The 20,475-nt window shown below is 74.1% G+C and carries 20 protein-coding genes; 10 read left to right on the top strand and 10 right to left on the bottom strand.

The features are described 5' to 3' along the window. Positions 1-36: 36 nt before the first annotated feature. From C9F11_RS36965 to C9F11_RS36955, 3 genes are all read right to left on the bottom strand, one after another. Positions 37-606: a TetR/AcrR family transcriptional regulator gene (locus C9F11_RS36965; RefSeq protein WP_138963974.1), complete on the bottom strand. Its 570-nt coding sequence runs from the start codon at positions 604-606 to the stop codon at positions 37-39. A gap of 64 nt (positions 607-670) precedes the next feature. Further along, positions 671-2,041 carry an amidase family protein gene (locus C9F11_RS36960; RefSeq protein ID WP_138963972.1) on the bottom strand — a complete coding sequence of 457 codons (1,371 nt, stop codon included), beginning with the start codon at positions 2,039-2,041 and terminating at the stop codon, positions 671-673. Continuing rightward, the gene (locus C9F11_RS36955; RefSeq protein ID WP_138967464.1) at positions 2,028-2,228 is read right to left on the bottom strand and encodes a DUF4089 domain-containing protein; all 201 of its coding nucleotides are present in this window, start codon (positions 2,226-2,228) and stop codon (positions 2,028-2,030) included. Before C9F11_RS36955 ends, C9F11_RS36960 begins: the two co-directional genes overlap by 14 nt. 213 nt (positions 2,229-2,441) lie before the next feature. On the opposite strand from C9F11_RS36955, the gene C9F11_RS36950 reads away from it, so the two are divergent. The 4 genes from C9F11_RS36950 to C9F11_RS36935 all read left to right on the top strand — a co-directional run bounded on the left by C9F11_RS36950 (position 2,442) and on the right by C9F11_RS36935 (position 8,554). Continuing rightward, a complete protein-coding gene (locus tag C9F11_RS36950) occupies positions 2,442-3,320 on the top strand; it encodes an MBL fold metallo-hydrolase (RefSeq protein WP_138963970.1) in 879 nt (292 codons plus the stop codon). Positions 3,321-3,431: 111 nt separating this feature from the next. Beyond that, entirely contained in the window at positions 3,432-4,493 is a 1,062-nt protein-coding gene (locus tag C9F11_RS36945) for a chitinase (RefSeq protein ID WP_138963968.1), read from the top strand. A 182-nt stretch (positions 4,494-4,675) separates the two neighbouring features. Further along, positions 4,676-7,198, top strand: a complete 2,523-nt coding sequence (locus tag C9F11_RS36940; protein ID WP_138963966.1) for a polysaccharide lyase family 8 super-sandwich domain-containing protein — start codon at positions 4,676-4,678, stop codon at positions 7,196-7,198. A gap of 186 nt (positions 7,199-7,384) precedes the next feature. Then, on the top strand, positions 7,385-8,554 hold the full coding sequence (locus C9F11_RS36935; protein WP_212767929.1) for an MFS transporter: 1,170 nt from the start codon (positions 7,385-7,387) through the stop codon (positions 8,552-8,554). A gap of 48 nt (positions 8,555-8,602) precedes the next feature. Here the strand turns inward: C9F11_RS36935 and C9F11_RS36930 are convergent, their stop codons facing one another. Genes C9F11_RS36930 through C9F11_RS36915 form a run of 4 tightly spaced genes read right to left on the bottom strand, consistent with a single transcriptional unit; the run spans position 8,603 to position 13,521 of the window. Next, positions 8,603-9,745: an XdhC/CoxI family protein gene (locus C9F11_RS36930; protein ID WP_138963962.1), complete on the bottom strand. Its 1,143-nt coding sequence runs from the start codon at positions 9,743-9,745 to the stop codon at positions 8,603-8,605. Further along, positions 9,738-11,936: a xanthine dehydrogenase family protein molybdopterin-binding subunit gene (locus tag C9F11_RS36925; protein ID WP_138963960.1), complete on the bottom strand. Its 2,199-nt coding sequence runs from the start codon at positions 11,934-11,936 to the stop codon at positions 9,738-9,740. Before C9F11_RS36925 ends, C9F11_RS36930 begins: the two co-directional genes overlap by 8 nt. Next, the gene (locus C9F11_RS36920) at positions 11,933-12,925 is read right to left on the bottom strand and encodes a xanthine dehydrogenase family protein subunit M (protein WP_138963958.1); all 993 of its coding nucleotides are present in this window, start codon (positions 12,923-12,925) and stop codon (positions 11,933-11,935) included. Before C9F11_RS36920 ends, C9F11_RS36925 begins: the two co-directional genes overlap by 4 nt. Further along, positions 12,922-13,521: a 2Fe-2S iron-sulfur cluster-binding protein gene (locus tag C9F11_RS36915; RefSeq protein ID WP_138963956.1), complete on the bottom strand. Its 600-nt coding sequence runs from the start codon at positions 13,519-13,521 to the stop codon at positions 12,922-12,924. Before C9F11_RS36915 ends, C9F11_RS36920 begins: the two co-directional genes overlap by 4 nt. Before the next feature lie 317 nt (positions 13,522-13,838). On the opposite strand from C9F11_RS36915, the gene C9F11_RS36910 reads away from it, so the two are divergent. Then, positions 13,839-14,414 carry a TetR/AcrR family transcriptional regulator gene (locus C9F11_RS36910; RefSeq protein WP_171075962.1) on the top strand — a complete coding sequence of 192 codons (576 nt, stop codon included), beginning with the start codon at positions 13,839-13,841 and terminating at the stop codon, positions 14,412-14,414. 19 nt (positions 14,415-14,433) lie between these two features. Here C9F11_RS36910 and C9F11_RS36905 read toward each other — a convergent pair whose 3' ends face one another. Next, complete coding sequence (locus C9F11_RS36905; RefSeq protein WP_138963952.1) at positions 14,434-14,856, bottom strand: secondary thiamine-phosphate synthase enzyme YjbQ; 423 nt, start codon at positions 14,854-14,856, stop codon at positions 14,434-14,436. 133 nt (positions 14,857-14,989) lie between these two features. Here C9F11_RS36905 and C9F11_RS49995 point away from each other — a divergent pair, with 133 nt between their 5' ends. The 3 genes from C9F11_RS49995 to C9F11_RS36895 all read left to right on the top strand — a co-directional run bounded on the left by C9F11_RS49995 (position 14,990) and on the right by C9F11_RS36895 (position 16,889). After that, positions 14,990-15,073 carry a putative leader peptide gene (locus C9F11_RS49995; RefSeq protein ID WP_346347462.1) on the top strand — a complete coding sequence of 28 codons (84 nt, stop codon included), beginning with the start codon at positions 14,990-14,992 and terminating at the stop codon, positions 15,071-15,073. Positions 15,074-15,270: 197 nt separating this feature from the next. Beyond that, positions 15,271-16,164, top strand: a complete 894-nt coding sequence (locus C9F11_RS36900; RefSeq protein ID WP_138963950.1) for an ABC transporter permease — start codon at positions 15,271-15,273, stop codon at positions 16,162-16,164. Further along, positions 16,137-16,889, top strand: coding sequence for an ABC transporter ATP-binding protein (locus tag C9F11_RS36895; protein WP_138963948.1), 753 nt, complete (start codon positions 16,137-16,139; stop codon positions 16,887-16,889). Before C9F11_RS36900 ends, C9F11_RS36895 begins: the two co-directional genes overlap by 28 nt. A 6-nt stretch (positions 16,890-16,895) precedes the next feature. Here the strand turns inward: C9F11_RS36895 and C9F11_RS49735 are convergent, their stop codons facing one another. Next, a complete protein-coding gene (locus C9F11_RS49735) occupies positions 16,896-17,024 on the bottom strand; it encodes a hypothetical protein (RefSeq protein WP_269078110.1) in 129 nt (42 codons plus the stop codon). Between C9F11_RS49735 and C9F11_RS36890 the strand changes: the two genes are divergently transcribed. After that, positions 17,023-18,066 carry an ABC transporter substrate-binding protein gene (locus C9F11_RS36890; protein ID WP_138963946.1) on the top strand — a complete coding sequence of 348 codons (1,044 nt, stop codon included), beginning with the start codon at positions 17,023-17,025 and terminating at the stop codon, positions 18,064-18,066. The two genes, C9F11_RS49735 and C9F11_RS36890, sit on opposite strands and share 2 nt — an antisense overlap. Positions 18,067-18,068: 2 nt before the next feature. Then, positions 18,069-19,277: an LLM class flavin-dependent oxidoreductase gene (locus tag C9F11_RS36885; RefSeq protein WP_138963944.1), complete on the top strand. Its 1,209-nt coding sequence runs from the start codon at positions 18,069-18,071 to the stop codon at positions 19,275-19,277. Positions 19,278-19,290: 13 nt separating this feature from the next. Here C9F11_RS36885 and C9F11_RS36880 read toward each other — a convergent pair whose 3' ends face one another. After that, positions 19,291-20,463 carry an enolase C-terminal domain-like protein gene (locus C9F11_RS36880; RefSeq protein WP_275940279.1) on the bottom strand — a complete coding sequence of 391 codons (1,173 nt, stop codon included), beginning with the start codon at positions 20,461-20,463 and terminating at the stop codon, positions 19,291-19,293. Positions 20,464-20,475 lie beyond the last annotated feature (12 nt).

The raw sequence follows: 20,475 nt of genomic DNA, 5'->3' as shown, positions 1-20,475 counted from the left end.
CCGGTGGCCGGGGCCTCCCCCGGTCACCGGCCGTGCTCAGCGCGCGCTCGCCCCGACGACCTCGGCCACGAGGGCGCGCGCGTGCTCCGGTGACAGGCCGTCCGGCCGGAACAGGATCCGGAAGACGAGCGGCGCGACCACGTGGTCCATGACGGCCTCGCGCTCCGGCAGCCCCCGCTCGCCCCGCTCGGCGGCGCGGGCCAGAAGCAGGTCGACGTGCTCGGCGGAGTAGTCCGAGCAGCGGCTCGCGTTGCCGCTCTCGGGGTCGCCGAGGAGCGCGTCGCGCAGATAGGCGCGGCCCGGCGCCGACGACATCTCCTCCAGGAAGTGCTCGGCCCACGCCGTCAGGTCGGCGCGGAAGCCGCCGTGGTCCGCGGGGTCCGCCTCGGGCCGCAGCCGCTCGACCGCGACGTCCGACAGGAGTTCCTGGAGGTCGCCCCAGCGGCGGTAGACCGTGGACGGCGTGACCCCGGCCCGCGCCGCGACCAGCGGGACGGTCAGCGCCGCGCGGCCCTGCTCGGCTTCCAGCTCGCGCACGGCGGCGTGCACGGACGCCTGCACCCGGGCGCTGCGCCCGCCGGGTCGGGCCATGGGCCTGGGACTCATGCCGTTCACCTTAACGCGCATTCCTAGCTTCTACGGGGCGGGGAGTCCGGCCCCTGCGGGCCGCTCAGACCGGCGCGGCGACCGGTGCCGGAGCCAGTGCGCCCGTGTCCGGCCGCGTCCGTTCGTACGCCTGCCCCGCGCGCAGCAGCGTCGCCTCCCCGCGTGGACGCCCGATGAGCTGCATGCCCAGGGGAAGGCCCGCGCCGTCGCGGCCGACGGGCAGGGTCAGGGCGGGCAGCCCGGTGATGTTGGCGGGCGCGGACAGGCGTACGTAGGCGTCCGGAACGCTCTCCGCCGTGCCGTCGGGCCACCGCACGGACTGCTGCCCGGCGCGGGCCGCGGTCAGCGGCACGGCGGGCGCGGCGATGACGTCGACCTCCTCCAGGAGCCGCGCCCACTCCTGCCGCATCAGGGTGCGGGCGCGCTGGGCCCGCAGGTAGTCGCCCGCGTGGAACAGCTCGCCCGCCTCAAGCAGGGCGCGGACGTCGGCCCCGTACAGCTCGGGCGTCGTGCGCAGCGTCCGCTCGTGGTTCGCGCTGGCCTCGGGGACCATCAGGCCCCACTGGACCGCCTGGACGTAGCGGGTCATCGGGATGCGCACGTCGACGAGGTCGGCGCCCAGCTCGCGCAGGCGCTCGACGGCGGCCCGTACGGCGGCTTCGACGTCAGGGGTGACGCGGTCGAAGTAGTAGGTGGCGGGGACGCCGACGCGCAGGCCGGTCAGATCCCCTTCCTCGTACGGCAGATGGGCGTCTCCGGTGAGGGCGGGCAGCACGAGTGCGGCGTCCTGGACCGTGCGCGTGAGGGGGCCGACGTGGTCGAGCGACCAGGACAAGGAGGTCACGCCGCGCGTGGGGACCAGGCCGTAGGTGGGCTTCAGGCCGACCACGCCGTTGAGCGCGGCGGGGACCCGGACGGAGCCGCCGGTGTCGGTGCCGATCGAGAAGAGCGCGGCTCCGGCCGCCACGGCGACGGCCGAGCCGCCGCTCGACCCGCCCGCGACCCGGTCGGCGCTCCAGGCGTTGCGGGTCTGCGGCGTGGTCAGGCCGTAGGCGAACTCGTGCGTGTGGGCCTTGCCGAGCCGGACGGCGCCCGCCGCCGCGAGCCGGGCGGCGACGGTGCTGTCGGCGGGCGCCACATGGCCGTCGCGCACGCGGGAACTGGCGCTCGTGGGCTGCCCCTTGACGTCGATGAGGTCCTTCAGGGCGAACGGGACGCCGTGCAGGGGGCCGCGCGCACGCCCGGCGGCGAGGTCGCGCTCCGCCTGCCCGGCGGCCCGGCGGGCGGCTTCGGCCCGCACCTCCACATAGGCGTTGAGGTGCGGCTCCACCTCCGCGACGCGCTCCAGGACCGACGCGGTGAGTTCGACCGGGGACAGCTCGCGCGCGGCGATCGCGGCGGCCGCGGCGGCGAGGGTCAGCTCATACGGCCGCATCGCGCACCTCCGCCCCGACGGGCGCGGGCGCCACGTCGGTGAGGTCGAGCTCGCGCAGGGTCGCGACGACGGCGTGGATGTGCGCGGCGGTGGCGGCCACGGCGTCCAGCCGCTCATCGGCCAGCGGGAGCCCCGCGCGGTGGGCCCAGCGGGCCGCGTCGTGGCGGTCGAGTTCGGCAGGGGGCATGTCGAGTCCGGCAGGGGGCATGGGGTGGGTCCTTCCAGAAGGGGCGGGACGGTCGGCGAGGGGGTGCGGGGAGGCCGGGGGGAGGCAGAGGCCCACAAAAGCTAAGGGTTTGCCTTAGGTCACCTTAGGGGCTAGCCTCCACTAACGCAAAGGCATTGCTTTAAGCCCGCCGGAACGCCGGGGGCGGCCCTCGATCGAGTCACGGAGCCCCGCATGAACCACCACCCCGCCCCCACTTGGACCGTGGGAAACCTCGCCGTGCACCGCGTCGACGAGATCGACTTCCCGCCCGAGACGGGCGCCTGGCTGCTGCCCGACGCCACCCCGGACACCGTCGCCCGAACGCCGTGGCTCACCCCGGACTTCGCCGACGCCGACGGCGTGCTGCGCGCGTCCAGCCACAGCTTCGCGTTCACCGTCGACGGCCGGCGGATCCTCGTCGACACGGGCATCGGCAACGGCAAGCAGCGCGCGCTGCCCGCCTGGAACGACCTGGACACCGACTACCTCGACCGGCTCACCGCCGCGGGCTTCCCGCCCGAGTCCGTGGACCTGGTGATCCTCACCCATCTGCACGCCGACCACGTCGGCTGGAACACCCGCCTGGACGGCGGGAGCTGGGTGCCGACCTTCCCCAACGCCCGCTACCTCACCACCCGCACGGAGTGGGACCACTGGGCGACCGCGGAGATGGAGGAGTCCCGGCGCCAGATGTTCCTGGACTCCGTGCATCCGGTCCACGAAGCGGGCCTGCTCGACTTCGCGGACATCACGGAGGGCCCCGTCACACTCGCCCCGGGCCTGCGGCTCCTCCCGGCCCCCGGCCACACCCCCGGCCAGGTCGCCGTGGAGCTGGGCGACGGGGACGCCACCGCGCTGATCACCGGGGACGCCGTCCACCACCCCGTCCAGCTGGCGCACCCGGAGATCAACAGCTGCGTGGACATCGACCCCGCCCTGGCCCGCAGGACCCGCCGCGCCCTGCTCGGCGCCGCCGCGGACACCGGAGCGCTCCTGCTCGGCACCCACTTCGCCCCGCCGACGGGGGGCCGCGTCGTACCGGAGGGCGAAGGCTGGCGGCTCGGCTCCTGACACACCGACAGTTTCAGATTGGACCAGACCTATTGACGACAGGTCTATACCTACTTACCGTCGGCCGCATCACATCCCATCCGTAGCAAGGCCTCCCCGAGGGAGCACGCCATGATCGGTCGGACGGTACGTCTGTTGGGAGCGGCCCTGGCGCTGGCCTTCGCGGCACAGTTGCCCGCCGCGGCGGCGCCGGACGCGCCGGCGGCAGCGCAGGACGAGACCTGTCCGGTCAAGTCCAAACCCGCGGGCAAGGTCCTCCAGGGCTACTGGGAGAACTGGGACGGCGCGTCGAACGGGGTCCACCCGCCGTTCGGCTGGACCCCCATCACCGACGCCCGCATCGGCGCCCACGGCTACAACGTCATCAATGCCGCCTTCCCCGTGATCCGCTCCGACGGCACGGTCCTGTGGGAGGACGGCATGGACGCCACCGTGAAGGTGGCGACCCCGTCGGAGATGTGCCAGGCCAAGGCCAACGGCGCCACGATCCTCATGTCGATCGGCGGCGCGGCGGCAGGGATCGACCTCAATTCGAGCGCGGTGGCCGACCGCTTCGTGCAGACGATCGTGCCGATCCTCAAGAAGTACAACTTCGACGGGATCGACATCGACATCGAGACCGGCCTCGTCGGCGGCGGCAGCATCAACCAGCTCTCGCCGTCCCAGTCCAACCTCATCCGCATCATCGACGGCGTGCTCGCCCAGATGCCGCCCAACTTCGGCCTGACGATGGCCCCGGAGACGGCGTACGTCACCGGCGGCAGCGTGGTGTACGGCTCGATCTGGGGCGCGTACCTGCCGATCGTCAAGAAGTACGCGGACAACGGCCGCCTGTGGTGGCTGAACATGCAGTACTACAACGGCAGCATGTACGGCTGCGCCGGCGACTCCTACTCCGCGGGCACCGTGCAGGGCTTCGTCGCCCAGACCGACTGTCTCAACAAGGGCCTGAACATCCAGGGCACCACCATCAAGGTCCCCTACGACAAGCAGGTGCCGGGCCTTCCCGCGCAGCCCGGCGCGGGCGGCGGCCACATGTCGCCGAGCCTGGTCTCGCAGGCCTGGAACAACTACAACGGCGCCCTCAAGGGCCTGATGACCTGGTCGATCAACTGGGACGGCTCGCGGAACTGGACGTTCGGCGACAACGTCAAGCGCCTCCAGGGGCGTTGAGACACGGCCTGGGACGGCCCTCCACCGACGTCCCCCGCCCGGCGGCAGCCACCGCCGGGCGGGGGACGTCGGCGTGCCGGGCCCGGCCGGATCGCTCCGTGCCGGGCCCGTCCCCTTGCCCGGCCCCCTCCCCTCTGCTTGACTCCGCCGCCGACAGGCCACCCCCACTCGCGGAGGACCCCATGGACCTCACCCGCAGACGTCTGCTCTCCGCGCTCGCCGCCGCCGGGCTGCTGAGCGTCGTCCCCCGGCGGCAGGCGAGCGCGGCCGACCGGGACCGCCTCGTCGCCAACGTGGTGGCCGTGTTCGCCGGGACCCCGGAGTCCAACGCCAGGCCCGAGACCCGCGCCAAGCTCGCCGCCGTCGAGCGCACCGCGCGGGCGGACCTGAGGGCGCTCGACGACGCGGGACCGGACGAGCTGTTCGACGGCCTCGTGCTCGGCAGTGACGAGGCCGGCCTCAACACCGCCTTCCGCAAGCTGTACGAGATCGCGCTCGCCACCCGCACGCCCGGGCTCCCCGCCCCCGACCTGTACGGGAACACCGCCGTGCAGCGCCGCGTCGTCGACGGCCTCACCTGGCTGCACGAGCGGTACTACGGCGACCAGGCCAAGGGCTACTACGGCAACTGGTTCCACTGGGAGATCGGCATCTCCCAGCACATCAGCAAGACGCTGGTGCTCCTTGCCGACGCGGTCCGCGCGTACCGTCCCGAGCTGATCCGCACGTACGTCGCCTCCATGGACGCGTATCTGCGCAACGGCGTCGGCGGGGACGTGAACCTGGACTCCCGGTTCCACACCGGGGCCAACCTCGCGGACATCACCACCAACCGCGTCCTCCAGGGCGTCCTGCTCGCCGACGACGCGCGGGTGCGCAAGGCGCTCACCGACCAGCTCACGGTGTTCGCCACCATCGACCCCTACGACCTCAAGCACGGCGTGACGGACGGGTACTACGCCGACGGATCGTTCCTCCAGCACTCCTCCGTCGCCTACACGGGCTCGTACGGGAAGGGGCTCCTCACCCGGGTGGTGCAGACCCTGAAGTTCCTGGACGGGACGGGGTTCGCGCACGGCGAGGAGCTGGTGCCGGTCGTGCTGCGGTGGGTGCGGGACGGGTTCGCCCCGGTGATCTTCGAGGGCTGGATGATGGAGATCGTCAAGGGCCGGGCGGTCTCCCGCACCGACACCGGATACGCCGACGTGGGCGTGGTCGTCGAGGCCGTCGTCGACCTGGCGTCGCTCGCGCGCGGCGACGACGCGCGCGCCCTGCGCGGCTATGTGAAGCACGTGCGGCAGACGTCCCGCGTCGCCCCCGACCCGAACCGGTTCGTCTCCCCCGTCAGCGTCGTGCGGTACGCCGACATCCTCGGCGACGCGTCCGTCCCGGCCGCCGACCTCAATCCCGCCGCGCGGTGCGTCGCGTTCAACGCCATGGACAGGACCGTGCACCGCAGACCGGGCTACGCGTTCGCGCTCGCCCGCAGCTCGGACCGGATCAGCAAGTACGAGTACATGAACGGGGAGAACCTGCTGCCCTGGTTCCAGGGGGACGGCGCCCACTATCTGTATCTGTCGGGGCAGGACCAGACGGAGGCGTTCGGGGTCGACCACTTCACCGCCGTTTCGCCCTACGGACTCGCCGGGGTCACGGCCCCGGTGGAGGCGCGCCGCTCCGTGCCCGAGCTCTACGGCAAGCCCTACTACGACAACCCCTCCCACCCGCTGCGCTTCACGTCGTCCTCGGAGTCGCAGAACACGTACGTCTACTTCCCGCGCGGCACCAACCGGTTCTCGGGCGGTGCCGTCCTGGGCGCGTACGGCGCCGCCGCGATGGTGCAGTCGAGCGATGTCGCCGACCGCGACCGCGCCCTGCTGCCGGACGACTTCGTGACGTACCGCAACGCCTCCGCCACCAAGTCGTGGTTCCTGTTCGACGAGGAGGTCGTCGTGCTCGCGGCGGGCGTCGGGGACGCCGCCGGGCGCGCGGTGGCCACGACCCTCGACACCCGGATCTCCGCGCCCGGCGACCGTGTGACCCTCACCGGGGCGCTGCGCGACGGACGGCCCTGGAGCGGCACCGGGACCGGCCGCCTCGCCTGGCTGCGCTGGGCCGATACCGCGCGGGGCGGCGCGGTCGGCTACGTCTTCCTGGACACGCCCCCGGTGCGCGTCGCCCTGGACGACGTGACGCGCAGCCTCCGCGCCGTCAGGACGGCGAATCCGGACACTCCCGTGACCCGCGGGGTGTTCGCCGTGCGGGTCGAGCAGGAGGCCGGTGCCGCCCCCGCGCGCCTGGCCTACGCGCTGCTGCCGCACGCGAGCGAGGCGCGGCTGCGGTCGTACGCGGAGGTCGAGGTGCTCGCCAACTCCCCGCGCCTCCAGGCGGTCACACACACCGGCCTCGGCCTGACGGCCCTCAACTCCTTTACGGACGGCCGCCAGGAGGTGGGGCGGCTGTGCGTGGACGGGCCCGCGTCGGTCCTCGTGCGGCGCGGGCCAGGCACCCCGTCCGTCGAGGTCGCCGTGTCGGACCCGACCATGGGCAGGGACGCCGTCGGGGTCCTGCTGCGCGGCCGTCCGCTGCGCGTCGTCGACGCCGACGACGGGGTGCGCGTACGGGCCGTCCCCGGCGGCACCAGGATCGACGTCACCACGCGCCACGCGTACGGCCGCAGCCTCACGGTCGCCCTGCGCTCTTGAGAAATCCCCGGCACGGCCGCACCGTCGTGTACAGCCGCACCGTCGTGTACACCCGCACATCCCGGGTGCGCACCAGCGACGGGGCGCCCGTGGTCTGGAGGACGCATGGCGACGCACAAGACGGAAGAGACGGATGAGACGGACAAGTCGACGAACCGGCGCGGCGTGGCCGTCGTCGCCGCCCTGATGCTGGGCGCCTTCGCCTTCAACACCACCGAGAACCTACCGATCGGCGTCCTCAAGCTGATGGCGGACGACCTGGACCGGTCGCTGTCCGCCGTCGGACTCCTGGTGTCCGGGTACGGCCTGACCGTGGCCCTCGTCTCGGTGCCGATCGCCCGCGCGACCCGGTCCGTGCCGCGCCGTCTCGTCCTGTGCGCCCTGCTCGCCGCGCTGCTCCTGGCGAGCGTCGTGGCCGCGCTGGTCCCGTCGTACGAGGTCCTGTTGGCCAGCCGTCTGGTGACGGCGGTGGCCCAGGCGCTGTTCTGGGCGGTGATGGGGCCGGTCGCGGTGGGGCTGTTCCCGCCGCACGTGCGGGGCCGGGTCATCGGGGCGCTCTCGGTGGGCGGTTCGGCCGCGCTGGTCCTGGGCGTGCCCGGTGGCACCTGGCTGGGGCAGCACACCGGCTGGCAGGTGCCGTTCCTGGTGGTGGGCGCGCTCGCCGTCCCCTCGTTCGTCGTCATCGCCGCCGTCCTGCCCGACGCGCGCCCGGAGGAGAGCCACGCCGCCCGGGGGGTGCGGCCCGACAGGCGGCGCTTCGCGGTCGTCCTGAGCGTCACGGCCCTCACGGTCACGGGGGTGTTCGCCGGGTACACGTACATCTCCGAGTTCCTCGTCGACGAGAGCGGGTTCTCGGAGTCCGCCGTCAGCACGCTGCTGCTCGTCCTCGGCATCACCGGCATCGTCGGCGTCGCGGTGTACGGGCGCCTCCTCGACCGGTTCCCGCGCGCGACGCTCGCGGTGCCGGTGGCCACCCAGGCGGTGGCGCTGCTCGGCCTGTACGCGGCGGGCGGCTCGCGGGTGGTCGCCACCGCGATGATGGTGTTCCTCGGCGCCTCGCTCGGCCCCGTCTTCATGGCCACGCAGAACCAGGTCATGTACGTCGCCCCGGGCCGCACCGAGACGGCCGTCGCGGCGAACAGCGCCGCGTTCAACGCGGGGGTGGCCGCGGGTGCCCTCGCGGGCGGCCTGCTGCTGCCCGTCGTCGGCGTCCGGGGCACGTTCCTCGTCGGCGGCCTGATGACGCTGGCCGCGCTCGCGCTGCTCCTGGAGGAGCACCTCCCGCTCCGCGGGAAGCGGCTCACCGCCGCGCCGAAGGGGGCGGCGGCCCGTGCGGACGCGCGCACGCGGCCCTGACAGGCCGGGGCCCGGACGCGGTGTGCGCCGCCGGGCCCCGTGCCGTGGTCAGGCTCCCGCCGGTACCCGGCGCTCCCGGCCGTCCCGGTGGATCGGCACCCGCGTGCCGGTGAGCGACACGCCCGTGCCGCCGCGCCGGGTCGCCACGATCTCGGCGGCGATGGACAGCGCCGTCTCCTCCGGGGTGCGCGCGCCGAGGTCCAGGCCGATCGGCGAGTGGAGCAGCGCCAGTTCGCCCTCCGTGAGGCCCGCCGCGCGCAGCCTGCGCATGCGGTCGTCGTGGGTGCGGCGCGAGCCCATCGCGCCGACGAACGCGACCGGCAGGCGCAGGGCCACCTCCAGGACGGGCACGTCGAACTTGGCCTCGTGCGTGAGCACGCACACCACCGTGCGGGCGTCCGTGCCGGTGCTCCGCAGATAGCGGTGCGGCCAGTCCACGACCACCTCGTCGGCCTCGGGGAAGCGCGCCGGGGTGGCGAAGACGGGCCGGGCGTCGCACACCGTCACGCGGTAGCCGAGCAGTTTGCCGGTGCGGACGAGGGCCGCGGCGAAGTCCACCGCCCCGAACACGATCATGCGCGGCGGCGGCACGCTCACTTCCACGAGCAGTGTCACCCCGCCCGGGCAGCGCGCACCGTCCTCGGACACCTCGACGGTGCCGGTGCGCCCGGCGTCGAGCAGGGCGAGGGCCTCCGCCGCGGCCGTGCGGTCCAGGGCCGCGGCGCCGCCGAAGCCGCCCGCGGAGGTGCCGTCGGCGCGGACGAGCAGGGCGCGGCCGAGCAGGTCCGCCGGGCCCCGGGCCACCCGGACCAGGGCCGTCGGCTCGCCGTCACCGACCCGGCCGAGCGCCTGCCCCACCACCGCGCGGTCCGGGGAGTCCACGCCGTACGGCGTGACCAGGATCCGGAGGGTGCCGCCGCAGGTGAGGCCGACGGCGAAGGCGTCCTCGTCGCTGTAGCCGAACTCCTCCACCACCGCCGTGCCCTCCTGGAGCGCGCGCAGGCACAGGTCGTACACCGCGCCCTCGACGCAGCCGCCGGAGACCGAACCGACGGCCGTGCCCTCGCTGTCGACGGCGAGCGCGGCGCCGGGGCCGCGCGGGGCGCTGCCGCCGACGGCCACCACGGTGGCGACGGCGAAGGCGCGGCCCGCGTCGGTCAGGCGCCGCAGCTCGTCGGCGATGTCAAGCATGGCCGCCCCTGTCCCCGTCCTTGTCCCCGTCCGCGGCGGGCGCCGGAGCCCCGGGTGCCGCCGCGGCTCCGGTGCCCGCGAGGAGCACCCGGTCCGGCCGGATCGGCAGGTCCCGGTGGCGCACCCCGGTCGCGTGCCACACGGCGTTGGCGACGGCCGCCGCCACGCCCACGACCCCGATCTCGCCGATGCCCTTGATGCCGACGGGGTCGTCCTCGTCCACGTCCTCGACCCAGTCGGCCTCGATGGCGGGGACGTCGGCGTGCGCGGCGTAGTGGTAGCCCGCGAGGTCGGCGCCCACGTGGGTGCCGGACGCCGCGTCCCTGGCCGCCTCCTCGTGCAGGGCCATCGACAGGCCCCACGTCATCCCGCCGACCAGCTGGCTGCGCGCGGTCAGCGGGTTGACGATCCGGCCCGCGGCGAACATGCCGAGCATCCTGCGGACCCGTACCTCACCGGTGGTGACGTCCACGGCGACCTCGGCGAACTGCGCGCCGTAGGAGTGGCGTTCCTTCCTGGCGAGGGCCGCGAGCACCTCGCTGGTGTCGGACCGTGCCGTGATGCCCTCCGGTGGCACGGCGCCGCCGAGGGCCAGGCGCTCCCGCAGCTCGCGCGCGGCCAGGGACACGGCCCAGCCCCAGGAGCGCGTGCCCATGGAGCCGCCCGCGAGCCACGCCAGGCCGAAGTCGCTGTCCGCGATGCGCACCCGCACCCGGTCCGGCGCCACCTCCAGGGCGTCCGCGGCGATCTGGGTGAGCGCGGTGCGGGCGCCGGTGCCCACGTCGGACGCGGTGATCCGCACGGTGAAGGTGCCGTCGGGCTCCGCGGTCACGGCCGCCGTGGACGGGGACGCCCCGACGAAGAACGTGGCCGCGGCCGTGCCGGTGCCGATCAGCCAGCGCCCGTCGCGGCGCGTGCCCGGACGCGGGTCGCGCTCCGCCCAGCCGAAGCGCCGGGCCCCCTCGCGGAAGCAGGCGAGGAGGTTGCGGCTGCCGAAGGGAAGGCCGGAGACGGGCCCGACGGCGGGTTCGTTGCGCGCGCGCAGCGCGATCGGGTCCACGCCGCACTTCTCGGCCAGCTCGTCCATGGCGCTCTCCAGGGCGAACGAGCCGGGCGCCTCACCGGGCGCGCGCATGAACGTCGGTGTGGGCACGTCCAGGGGCACCACGCGGTTGACGGAGTGGTGGGCGTCGGCCGCGTACAGGTTGCGCCCGAACGAGGCGCTGGGCTCGACGAACTCGAAGAGCGTCGACGTCACGTTGTGCCCCTCGTGGCCGAGCGCCCGCAGCCGCCCGTCGGGGTCGGCGCCGAGCCGCACGTGCTGGATCGTCGCGCTGCGGTAGCCGACCACCGAGAACATCTGCCGCCGGGTCAGGACGACGCGCACGGGCCGGTCGAGGGCCGTCGCCGCCATCGCGGCGGCCACCTGGTGCGGCCGCAGGCCCTTGCAGCCGAAGGCGCCGCCGACGTGCTCGGAGCGGACCCGCACGGCGTCCGGGTCGAGCGAGAACAGCCGGGCCAGCTCGTCGGCGATCCAGTGGCTGCCCTGGTTGGAGTCGACGACTTCGAGCCTGCCGCCCTCCCAGCGGGCGGCCGCCGCGTGCGGCTCCATCGGGTTGTGGTGCTCTTCGGGGGTGGTGTACCGCTCGTCCACCACCACGGCGGAGGCGGCGAGTTCCGCCTCGATGTCGCCCTTGGTGGCCTCGTTGGGCGCGCCGAGCACGCTCTGCGGCGTGTAGGCGTCCGCGTGGTCCGGGTGGAAGCCGACGTCGTGCGGCTCCTCGGCGTAGCGCACCCGGAGCGTCTGGGCGGCCTCACGCGCCTGCTCGGAGGTCTCGGCGACGACGAGGGCGACCGGCCAGCCCGCGTACGGCACGCGGTCGTGCTGGAAGAGCCCGACGACGGGGTCGGGCGGTCCGATGGTGCCCACGTACCCGGCGTCGACGCGCGGGGCGTTGCCGTGGTGCAGGACCGCGAGCACGCCGGGCAGCCGGAGGACGTCCTCGGCGTCCACGCCGAGGACGCGCCCCTTGGCGACGGTCGACAGGACGAGCCAGCCGTGGGCGAGTTCCTCGAAGGGCAGCTCACCGGCGTAGCGGGCGGCTCCGGTGACCTTGTCGCGGCCCTCGATCCGGGTGTGCCCGGTGCCGACGGCGCCCGTCCCGGCCGACGTGCGGGTGGCGGTGGTCATCGGCCCGCCTCCTCGGCGAGTTCGGTCAGGACGGCGACGACGAGGTTACGCATCAAAGTGACCTTGTATCCGTTGTGGGGCAGGGGCGCGGCGGCCGCGAGCTCGGCGTCCGCGGCGGCGGCGAAGGCCTCGGCGCTCGCCGGGCCGCCGGTCAGCGCCCGCTCGGCGGCGTGCGCCCGCCAGGGCCGCGACGCGACGGCGCCGAAGGCGAGGCGCACCTCGTGGACCAGGCCGTCCCGCACGTCGAGGGCGGCGGCGAGCGAGCCGATCGCGAAGGCGTACGAGGCGCGTTCGCGCACCTTGCGGTAGCGGGAGCGCGCGGCGACCGGGGCGGGCGGCAGGGTGACGCCCGTGATCAGGGCGCCGGGCGGCAGGGCGGTCTCCTCGTGCGGCGTGTCGGCCACCGGCAGGTAGAAGTCCGCGAGCGGCACCGCGCCGGGCCCGTCCAGGGTCTCGTACGAGACGACGGCGTCGAGGGCGGCGAGCGCGACGCCCATGTCCGAGGGGTGCACCGCGACGCAGTGCTCGGTGGCGCCGAGGATCGCGTGGTTGCGGTGCTCCCCCGTGACGGCGGAGCAGCCGCTGCCGGGCGTCCGCTTGTTGCACGGCCGCGCCAGGTCGGTGAAGTAGGCGCAGCGGGTGCGCTGCAGGAGGTTGCCGCCGACCGTGGCCATGTTCCGCAGTTGGCCGGACGCGCCGGCGAGGACGGCCTGGCTCAACACCGGGTACTGGCGGCGTACTTGGGGGTGAGCGGCGAGGTCGCTGTTGCTGACGGTGGCGCCGATCCGCAGGCCGCCGTCGGCGGTCGGCTCGATGGCGCCCAGGGGCAGCCCGGTGACGTCCACGAGCCGCTCGGGGCGCTCCACGCCCGCCTTCATGAGGTCGACGAGGTTGGTGCCGCCCGCGAGGAAGCGCGTACCGCCGTCGGCGCCGTGCAGGGCGACGGCGCCGGGGACGTCCGGAGCGCGCAGATAGCCGAACTCCCTCATGCCACGGCCTCCTTGCCCGCCTCGACGGTTCCCTCGGCCGGATCGGCCGGGGTCGCCAGGGCCGCGCGCTCGACGGCGCGCACGATGGACACATAGGCGCCGCACCGGCACAGGTTGCCGCTCATCCGCTCCCGGATCTCCTCGGCGGTCAGCGGCGGCACGGCCGCTTCGGGCCGTACGTCGGCGGTCACGGCGCTCGGCCAGCCCGCCGCGTGCTCGTCGAGCACGGCGAGGGCCGAACAGATCTGCCCCGGCGTGCAGTACCCGCACTGGAAGCCGTCGAGGTCGAGGAACGCCTGCTGCACCGGGTGCAGTTGGCCGCCCCGGGCCACGCCTTCGACGGTGGTGATCTCGCGCCCTTCGGCGGCCACCGCCAGCTGGAGACAGGAAACGGTGCGGCGGCCCTCGACCAGCACGGTGCAGGCGCCGCACTGGCCCTGGTCGCAGCCCTTCTTGGTGCCGGTCAGATCCAGGCGCTCGCGCAGCACGTCGAGCAGCGTCGCGCGGTGGTCGACGGGCAGCGTGTGCTTCTCTCCGTTGACGGTGAGCGTGATGACGCTGCCCGTCGCGGCGGGTTCCGAGGGGGGTGGAGCCATGGTCAAGCCTTCTTTCGCGGACGCGGTGATGGCGCGCGCTCGCGGCCGGGACGTGCCCGGACCGACGGGACGTGCTTGAACTGATGGGGCCTGCGGGAAAGGTGGTACGGGGCGCCGGGCCGGTCCTCGGCCCGGTCGAGCGAGAGGGCGGACACGGGCAGCGGACGACAGGAGGGCACACATTCAGCCACTCTGCCGCTATCGTGAGCACAAGCGGACAACTGTCCGTTGCCTTCGAACCTAACGGACAGCTGTCCGCTTATCAAGGGCTGTCCGCTCGACACGGCCCAACGGCCGCGATCCCGGAAGGACGAGGGGTGCACGAGAGGAAGAACGCGCCGCTGCGCTCGGACGCGCAGCGCAATCGCGCACGCATCCTGGAGGTGGCCCTCACGGAGCTGACGCGGGCGGCGGACACCCCGCTCAGCGCGATCGCGAAGAAGGCGGGCGTCGGACAGGGCACCTTCTACCGCAACTTCCCGAGCCGCGAGGCGCTCGTCCTGGAGGTGTACCGCTACGAGGTGGAGCAAGTCGCCGACACCGCCGCCCAGTTGCTGGAGACCCGGCCGCCCGACCAGGCCCTGCGGGAGTGGATGACCCGCCTCGCCCAGTACTCCATGACCAAGGCGGGCCTGGCCCAGGCGATGGGCAAGGCCACCGCGTACGGCAGCTTCGCCGCGCTCGGCCACGGCCCGCTGACCTGCGCCATCACCCTGCTCCTCGACGCCAACGACGCGGCGGGCACCATCCGCCCGGGCCTGAGCCCCGACGACTTCATGCTCGCCATCGCGGGGCTGTGGCACATCGATCCGGACAGCGACTGGCAGGCGCGTGTGGACCAGCTCCTCGACATCGTCATGGACGGCCTGCGCGCGGGGGCACCGGGCCGCTGACCCGGCGGACCCCGCCCGCTCACCCCAGGAAGCTCAGCCGCACCTGACGGTCGGGGTTGTCCTTGTTCGTGTCGACCAGGCACACGGACTGCCAGGTGCCGAGCTCCAGGCTGCCGCCGATCACCGGGAGCGTGGCGTGCGGGGCCACCAGGGCGGGCAGGACGTGGTCGCGGCCGTGGCCGGGGCTGCCGTGGCGGTGCTGCCAGCGGTCGTCGGCGGGCAGCAGGGTGTGCAGCGCTGTGAGCAGGTCCCTGTCGCTGCCCGCGCCGGTCTCCAGAACGGCGATGCCGGCAGTGGCGTGCGGGACGAAGACGTTCAGGAGGCCGTCGCGACCGCGGGCCGCCTCGCGCAGGAAACCCGCGCACTCGTGGGTGAGGTCGACGACCGTCTCGTCCGAGCCGGTCGCGACGTGCAGGATGCGGGTGGTGAAGGCGTCGGACATGCCTCCCATCCTGCACCAGCTCCGGGCCCCGGCTCAGCTGGACACCCGCCGGACTTTCCGCCAGGCGATACGGCACGTCCGGTCCGCGAGACGCCATTGACCGTGCCCGGACGAGATCGCTACGTTCAGCCGCATGGTGCGTTCAGCTCTCCTCACTTCGCGCGGTCACATCGACCTGCTGCGGGTGGCCTCCTCCGCGTGTCGCCGCGGCTGCTGACGCCTTCTCACCTCGCTTCTCCGCGCACGCTCCGTCCGCCGTCGCCGGGTTCCCCCGGCCGCGTGACCGCGCGTCGCGCCCCCGCCGTGCCCTGACGCGCCCCGCCCTCGCTCCCGCCGCCGCCCCGCAACGCGCCGGGCCGAGTCGCCGAGGTGCGCCGCGTCACCGCGCCCCGCCCCTCCCCGCCCTGGAGCGCCATGAGCATCAGTCACGCCCCGCCGCCCCCGCCACCCGACATATCCGGAACGCCTCCGCGCGAGGCCGGGGCTTCGGAATCGGGGGCCGCGCCCGACCTGGTCACCCTCGTCCCGGCCTCGGCCCGCCGCACCCGCGTCCCCCGCTGGCTGCGCCGCACCACCGGCCCCGTGCTGCTGCTCGTCCTGTGGCAACTGCTCAGCGCGACGGGGACGTTGAGCCCCGACACCCTCGCCCCGCCGGGCACCATCGCCCGGGTCGCGGGCGACCTCGTCGAGGACGGGTCGCTGCCCTCGGCCATGGGCGTCTCCCTCCAGCGGGTCGCGATCGGCCTGCTGCTCGGCACGGTGGCCGGCACCGGGCTCGCGCTGCTCTCGGGGCTCTTCCGGATCGGCGAGGACCTCGTGGACGCGAGCGTGCAGATGCTGCGCACCGTGCCGTTCGTCGGCCTGATCCCGCTGTTCATCATCTGGTTCGGCATCGGCGAGACCCCGAAGATCGCCATCATCACGCTCGGGGTGTCCTTCCCGCTGTACCTGAACGTGTACGCGGGCATCCGGGGTGTCGACGCCCAGCTCATCGAGGCCGGCGAGTCGTTGGGGCTGTCCCGGTGGGGGCTCGTGCGGCACGTGATCCTGCCGGGCGCGCTGCCCGGCGCCATGACCGGGCTGCGCTACTCCCTCGGCATCGCCTGGCTCGCGCTGGTCTTCGCCGAGCAGATCAACGCCGACGCGGGCATCGGCTTCCTCATGGTCCAGGCCCGGGACTTCCTGCGGACCGACGTGATCGTCGTCTGCCTGATCGTCTACGCCTTCCTCGGCCTCCTCGCCGACTTCGTGGTCCGCACACTCGAAAGGCTGCTGCTGCAATGGCGACCGACGTTCACCGGCCGGTGACCCCCGGCCCCGCGCCCTCGGCCGTGCGCGTCGAGGGCCTCACCCGCACCTTCGACGGCCGCCCCGTCATCGACGGACTGCGCCTGGACGTGCGGCCCGGCGAGTTCGTGGCCCTGCTCGGCCGCAGCGGCTGCGGCAAGTCCACGCTCCTGCGCGTCCTCGCCGGACTCGACCGGGACATCGAGGGCACCGTCCTCGTGCCGCGCCGCAAGGCCGTGGCGTTCCAGGCGCCGCGCCTCATGCCCTGGAAGCGGGTGTGGCGCAACGTGCTGCTCGGCCTGCCCGGCAGGCCCGACCGGGCCGTCGCCGAGCACGCCCTGGCCGAGGTCGGGCTCGGCCACCGCGCACACGCCTGGCCCAAGACGCTCTCCGGCGGCGAGGCCCAGCGCGCCTCGCTGGCCCGCGCGCTGGTGCGCGAGCCCGACCTGCTGCTCCTCGACGAGCCGTTCGGCGCCCTGGACGCGCTGACCCGGGTCACGGCCCAGCGCCTGGTCGGCGAGGTGTGGCAGCGCCGGGGCTGCGCCGTGCTGCTCGTCACCCACGACGTGGAGGAGGCGGTGCTGCTCGCCGACCGGGTCCTCGTCATGGACGGGGGCGTCATCGCGCACGAGCAGCCCATCGGGCTCGACCGGCCGCGGGACATCGCCGACCCCCGGTTCGCCGCGCTGCGCACCTCCCTCCTGGAGCGCCTCGGCGTCGACGCCCGTGCCGCGGCCGCCGCCTGACCCCCCTCACCCCGTCCGCCGCACCGTCCCCTTCCTCCCCTCCCCCGCGCCGCCCCGGCGCCTCCCCGTGACGTCCTCGTAGAACTCGTAGAACTCGTAGAACTCGTAGAACTCGTAGAACGGACTCCCGCCCATGCGACGCCGACGTCTCGCCCCCGTCCTACTCCTGCCCCTGGCGCTGGCCCTCGCCGCCTGCTCCGGTTCGTCGTCCGCAAGCTCGTCGACCGGTGGCCTCGGCGGGAGCAACACCGACGGCAAGGGGTCGCTGACCCTCAACGTCGGGGACCAGAGGGGCGGTTCGGAGGCCGTCCTGCGCGCGGCCGGAGAGCTCGACGACCTCACGTACAAGATCAAGTGGTCGACGTTCACCTCGGGGCCGCCGCTCCTCGAAGCCGTGAACGCCAAGGCCGTGGACCTCGGCGCGGTCGGCAACACGCCGCCGGTGTTCGCGGCGGGCGCGGGCTCGAAGATCACCGTGGTGGCCGCGAGCCACGGCACGGCGCACGGCGAGGCCGTCGTCGTGCCGAAGGACTCCGGCCTGAAGCGCACGGCCGATCTGAAGGGCAGGTCCGTGGCGGTGGCCCAAGGGTCGTCCGCGCACTACCAGTTGATCGCCTCCCTCAAGAAGGCCGGGCTCTCCCTGAGCGACGTCCGGGTCAAGTACCTCCAGCCCGCCGACGCCCTTGCCGCCTTCACCGGCGGCAAGGTGGACGCCTGGGCGGTGTGGGACCCCTACACCTCGCAGGTCCTGCGCGGCGGCAAGGGGCGGATCCTCACCGACGGCGACGGGCTGGTCAACGGCCTCAGCTTCCAGGTGGCCGCGCCCGGCGCGCTCAAGGACAAGAAGAAGGCCGCCGCCGTCGCCGACTACCTCAAGCGGCTGCGCAAGGCACAGGACTGGGTCTTCGCCCACCCCGAGGCATGGGCGAAGGTCTGGGCGAAGGACACGGGCCTGCCCTACGAGGTCGCCCTGGACTCGGTGAAGCGCTCGCAGGGCACGCGCGTCCCGGTCGCCGTCGACCGGCACGTCGTCGCGTCCGAGCAGGCCATCGCCGACACCTTCGCCGAGCTGAAGCTCATCCCGCGCCGCGTCGACTTCCGCGACTTCACCGACACCCGGTTCAACGGCTCGCTGCCGCCCTCCACCACCGAGCCCCGCACGTACAAGGAGTCCTGACCATGACCGTCCACCTCCACTGGTTCCTGCCGACCGGCGGCGACGGCCGCACCCTCGTCGACCGGCACGCCTACACCGACGGCGGCATCACGCGTTCCCGCGTCACCCCGGTGAGCGGTGTGCGGGCCCCCGACATCGAGTACCTGGCCCAGATCGCCAAGGCCGCCGAGCAGCTCGGCTTCGAGGCGGTGCTCACGCCGACCGGCACCTGGTGCGAGGACGCCTGGCTGACCACGGTCGCGCTCGCGCAGCACACCGAGCGCCTGAAGTTCCTGGTGGCGTTCCGGCCGGGGGTCCTCTCCCCCGTGCTCGCCGCGCAGATGGCGGCGACGTACCAGCGCATCACGCGCGGGCGGCTGCTCCTGAACGTGGTGACCGGCGGCGACTCGACCGAACAGCGGCGCTTCGGCGACCACTTGGACCACGACCGCCGCTACGCCCGCACCGACGAGTTCCTCTCGGTGGTGCGCGGGGTGTGGAGCGGTGTGCCGTACGACTTCGACGGTACGCACTACCAGGTCGAGGGCGGGCTCACCGCGCTGCCGCCGGACCCGCTGCCGGAGATCTTCTTCGGCGGCTCGTCGGCCGCCGCGGGCCCGGTCGCGGCGCGTCACACCGATGTCTATCTGACCTGGGGCGAGCCGCCCGAGCAGGTGAAGAAGAAGATCGACTGGATCCGTGGCCTTGCGGAGGCGGAGGGGCGCACGGTCCGCTTCGGCATCCGTCTGCACACCATCTCCCGGGACTCGTCCAAGGAGGCGTGGGCCACCGCGCATCGCCTCCTGGAGGACCTCGACGCGGACACCGTCGCCGCCGCCCAGGAGGCCCTCGGCCGCAGCGAGTCCGTGGGCCAGCAGCGCATGCTCGCGCTGCACGGGGGCTCCCGCGACGGCCTGGTGGTCTCGCCCAACCTGTGGGCCGGTGTGGGACTGGTGCGCGGCGGCGCGGGCACCGCGCTCGTGGGCAGCCACGCGGAGGTCGCCGACCGCGTCGAGGAGTACCACGCGCTCGGCGTCGAGCACTTCGTCTTCTCCGGCTATCCGCATCTGGAGGAGGCGTACTGGTTCGGCGAGGGCGTCATCCCCGATCTGGCGGCCCGCGGGCTGCTCGCGCGCATCCCCGCGTCGCCCCTGACCGGCGTCCCGGCGGTGAACGGCCGCCCGGCGTCGGCTCCGGGCGGCGCCCCGCTCCTGGTGGCCGGGGGCCGCTGACGTCGCCGCCGGGTCACGCGTGCAGGGCGCGCAGGACCCGGTGGAGCCCCGCCTTGGCCTCGAAGCCGATGCCGGGTACGTCGGTGAGGCCGACGCGGCCGTCCCGCACGGCGGCGGCGTCGGCGAAGCCGCCGGTGGGCCGGAACTCGCCCGGGTAGGACTCGCTGCCGCCGAGCTTGAAGGCGGCGGCGATGTGCAGCGCGAACTGGTGGCCGCCGTGCGGGACGCAGCGCCGCGGCGACCAGCCGTGCCGGTCGAGCAGGTCGAGGACGCGGCGGTACTCGACGAGGCCGTAGGCGAGCACCGGGTCGATCTGCAGGGTGTCGCGGTCGGGGCGCAGGCCCGCGTAGCGCAGCAGGTTGCGGGCGTCGGCCAGGGAGAAGATGTTCTCGCCGGTGGCGAGCGGGCCGCGGTGCCGCTCGGCGAGCGCCGCGTGCAGGGCGAAGTCCAGGGGGTCGCCCGGCTCCTCGTACCAGAACAGGCCGTACGGCGCGATGGCCTCGCCGTAGCGCAGCGCCGTGTCCAGGTCGAAGCGGCCGTTGGCGTCGACGGCCAGGCGGTGGCCCGCGCCGTCGAGCACGGTGAGCGCGGCCTCGATCCGGCGCAGGTCGTCGGCGAGGGCCGCGCCACCGATCTTGATCTTCACCACGCGGTAGCCGAGGTCGAGGAAGCCGCGGATCTCGTCCTTGAGTCCGCTCACCCCCTTGCCGGGTGCGTAGTAGCCGCCCGCCGCGTAGACGAACACGTCCGGGTCCGGCTCGCCCAGGCCGTAGCGGCGGGCCAGCCAGTGGTGCAGGGGCAGACCGGCGAGCTTGGCGGCCAGGTCGTGCAGGGCCATGTCGACCACGCCGACGGCGACCGGGCGTTCGCCGTGGCCGCCCGGCTTCTCGTCGCGCGTCATCACCTCCCAGGCCCGCTCCGGGTCGACGCTGTCACCGTCCTCGGCCAGCAGGTCGTCGGGCGGGGCGGCGAGCAGCCTCGGCACCACGCGGCGGCGCAGGATCTCGCCGACGCTGTAGCGGCCGTTGGAGCTGAATCCGTAGCCGACGACCGGGGCGCCGTCGCGCACGACGTCGGACACGACGGCGACGACGGAGCAGTCCATGTGCCGGAAGCTGATGCGGGCGTTGCTCATGGGCGAGCTGATCGGCACGGTGCCCTCGTGGATGGCGACGATCCGCGGCACGGCTGGCCTCCT

The organism is Streptomyces sp. YIM 121038 (assembly GCF_006088715.1).
Taxonomy (GTDB): domain Bacteria; phylum Actinomycetota; class Actinomycetes; order Streptomycetales; family Streptomycetaceae; genus Streptomyces.
The sequence above is the reverse complement of the archived record's forward strand: the minus strand, read 5'-3'. Positions and strand labels throughout refer to the sequence as shown.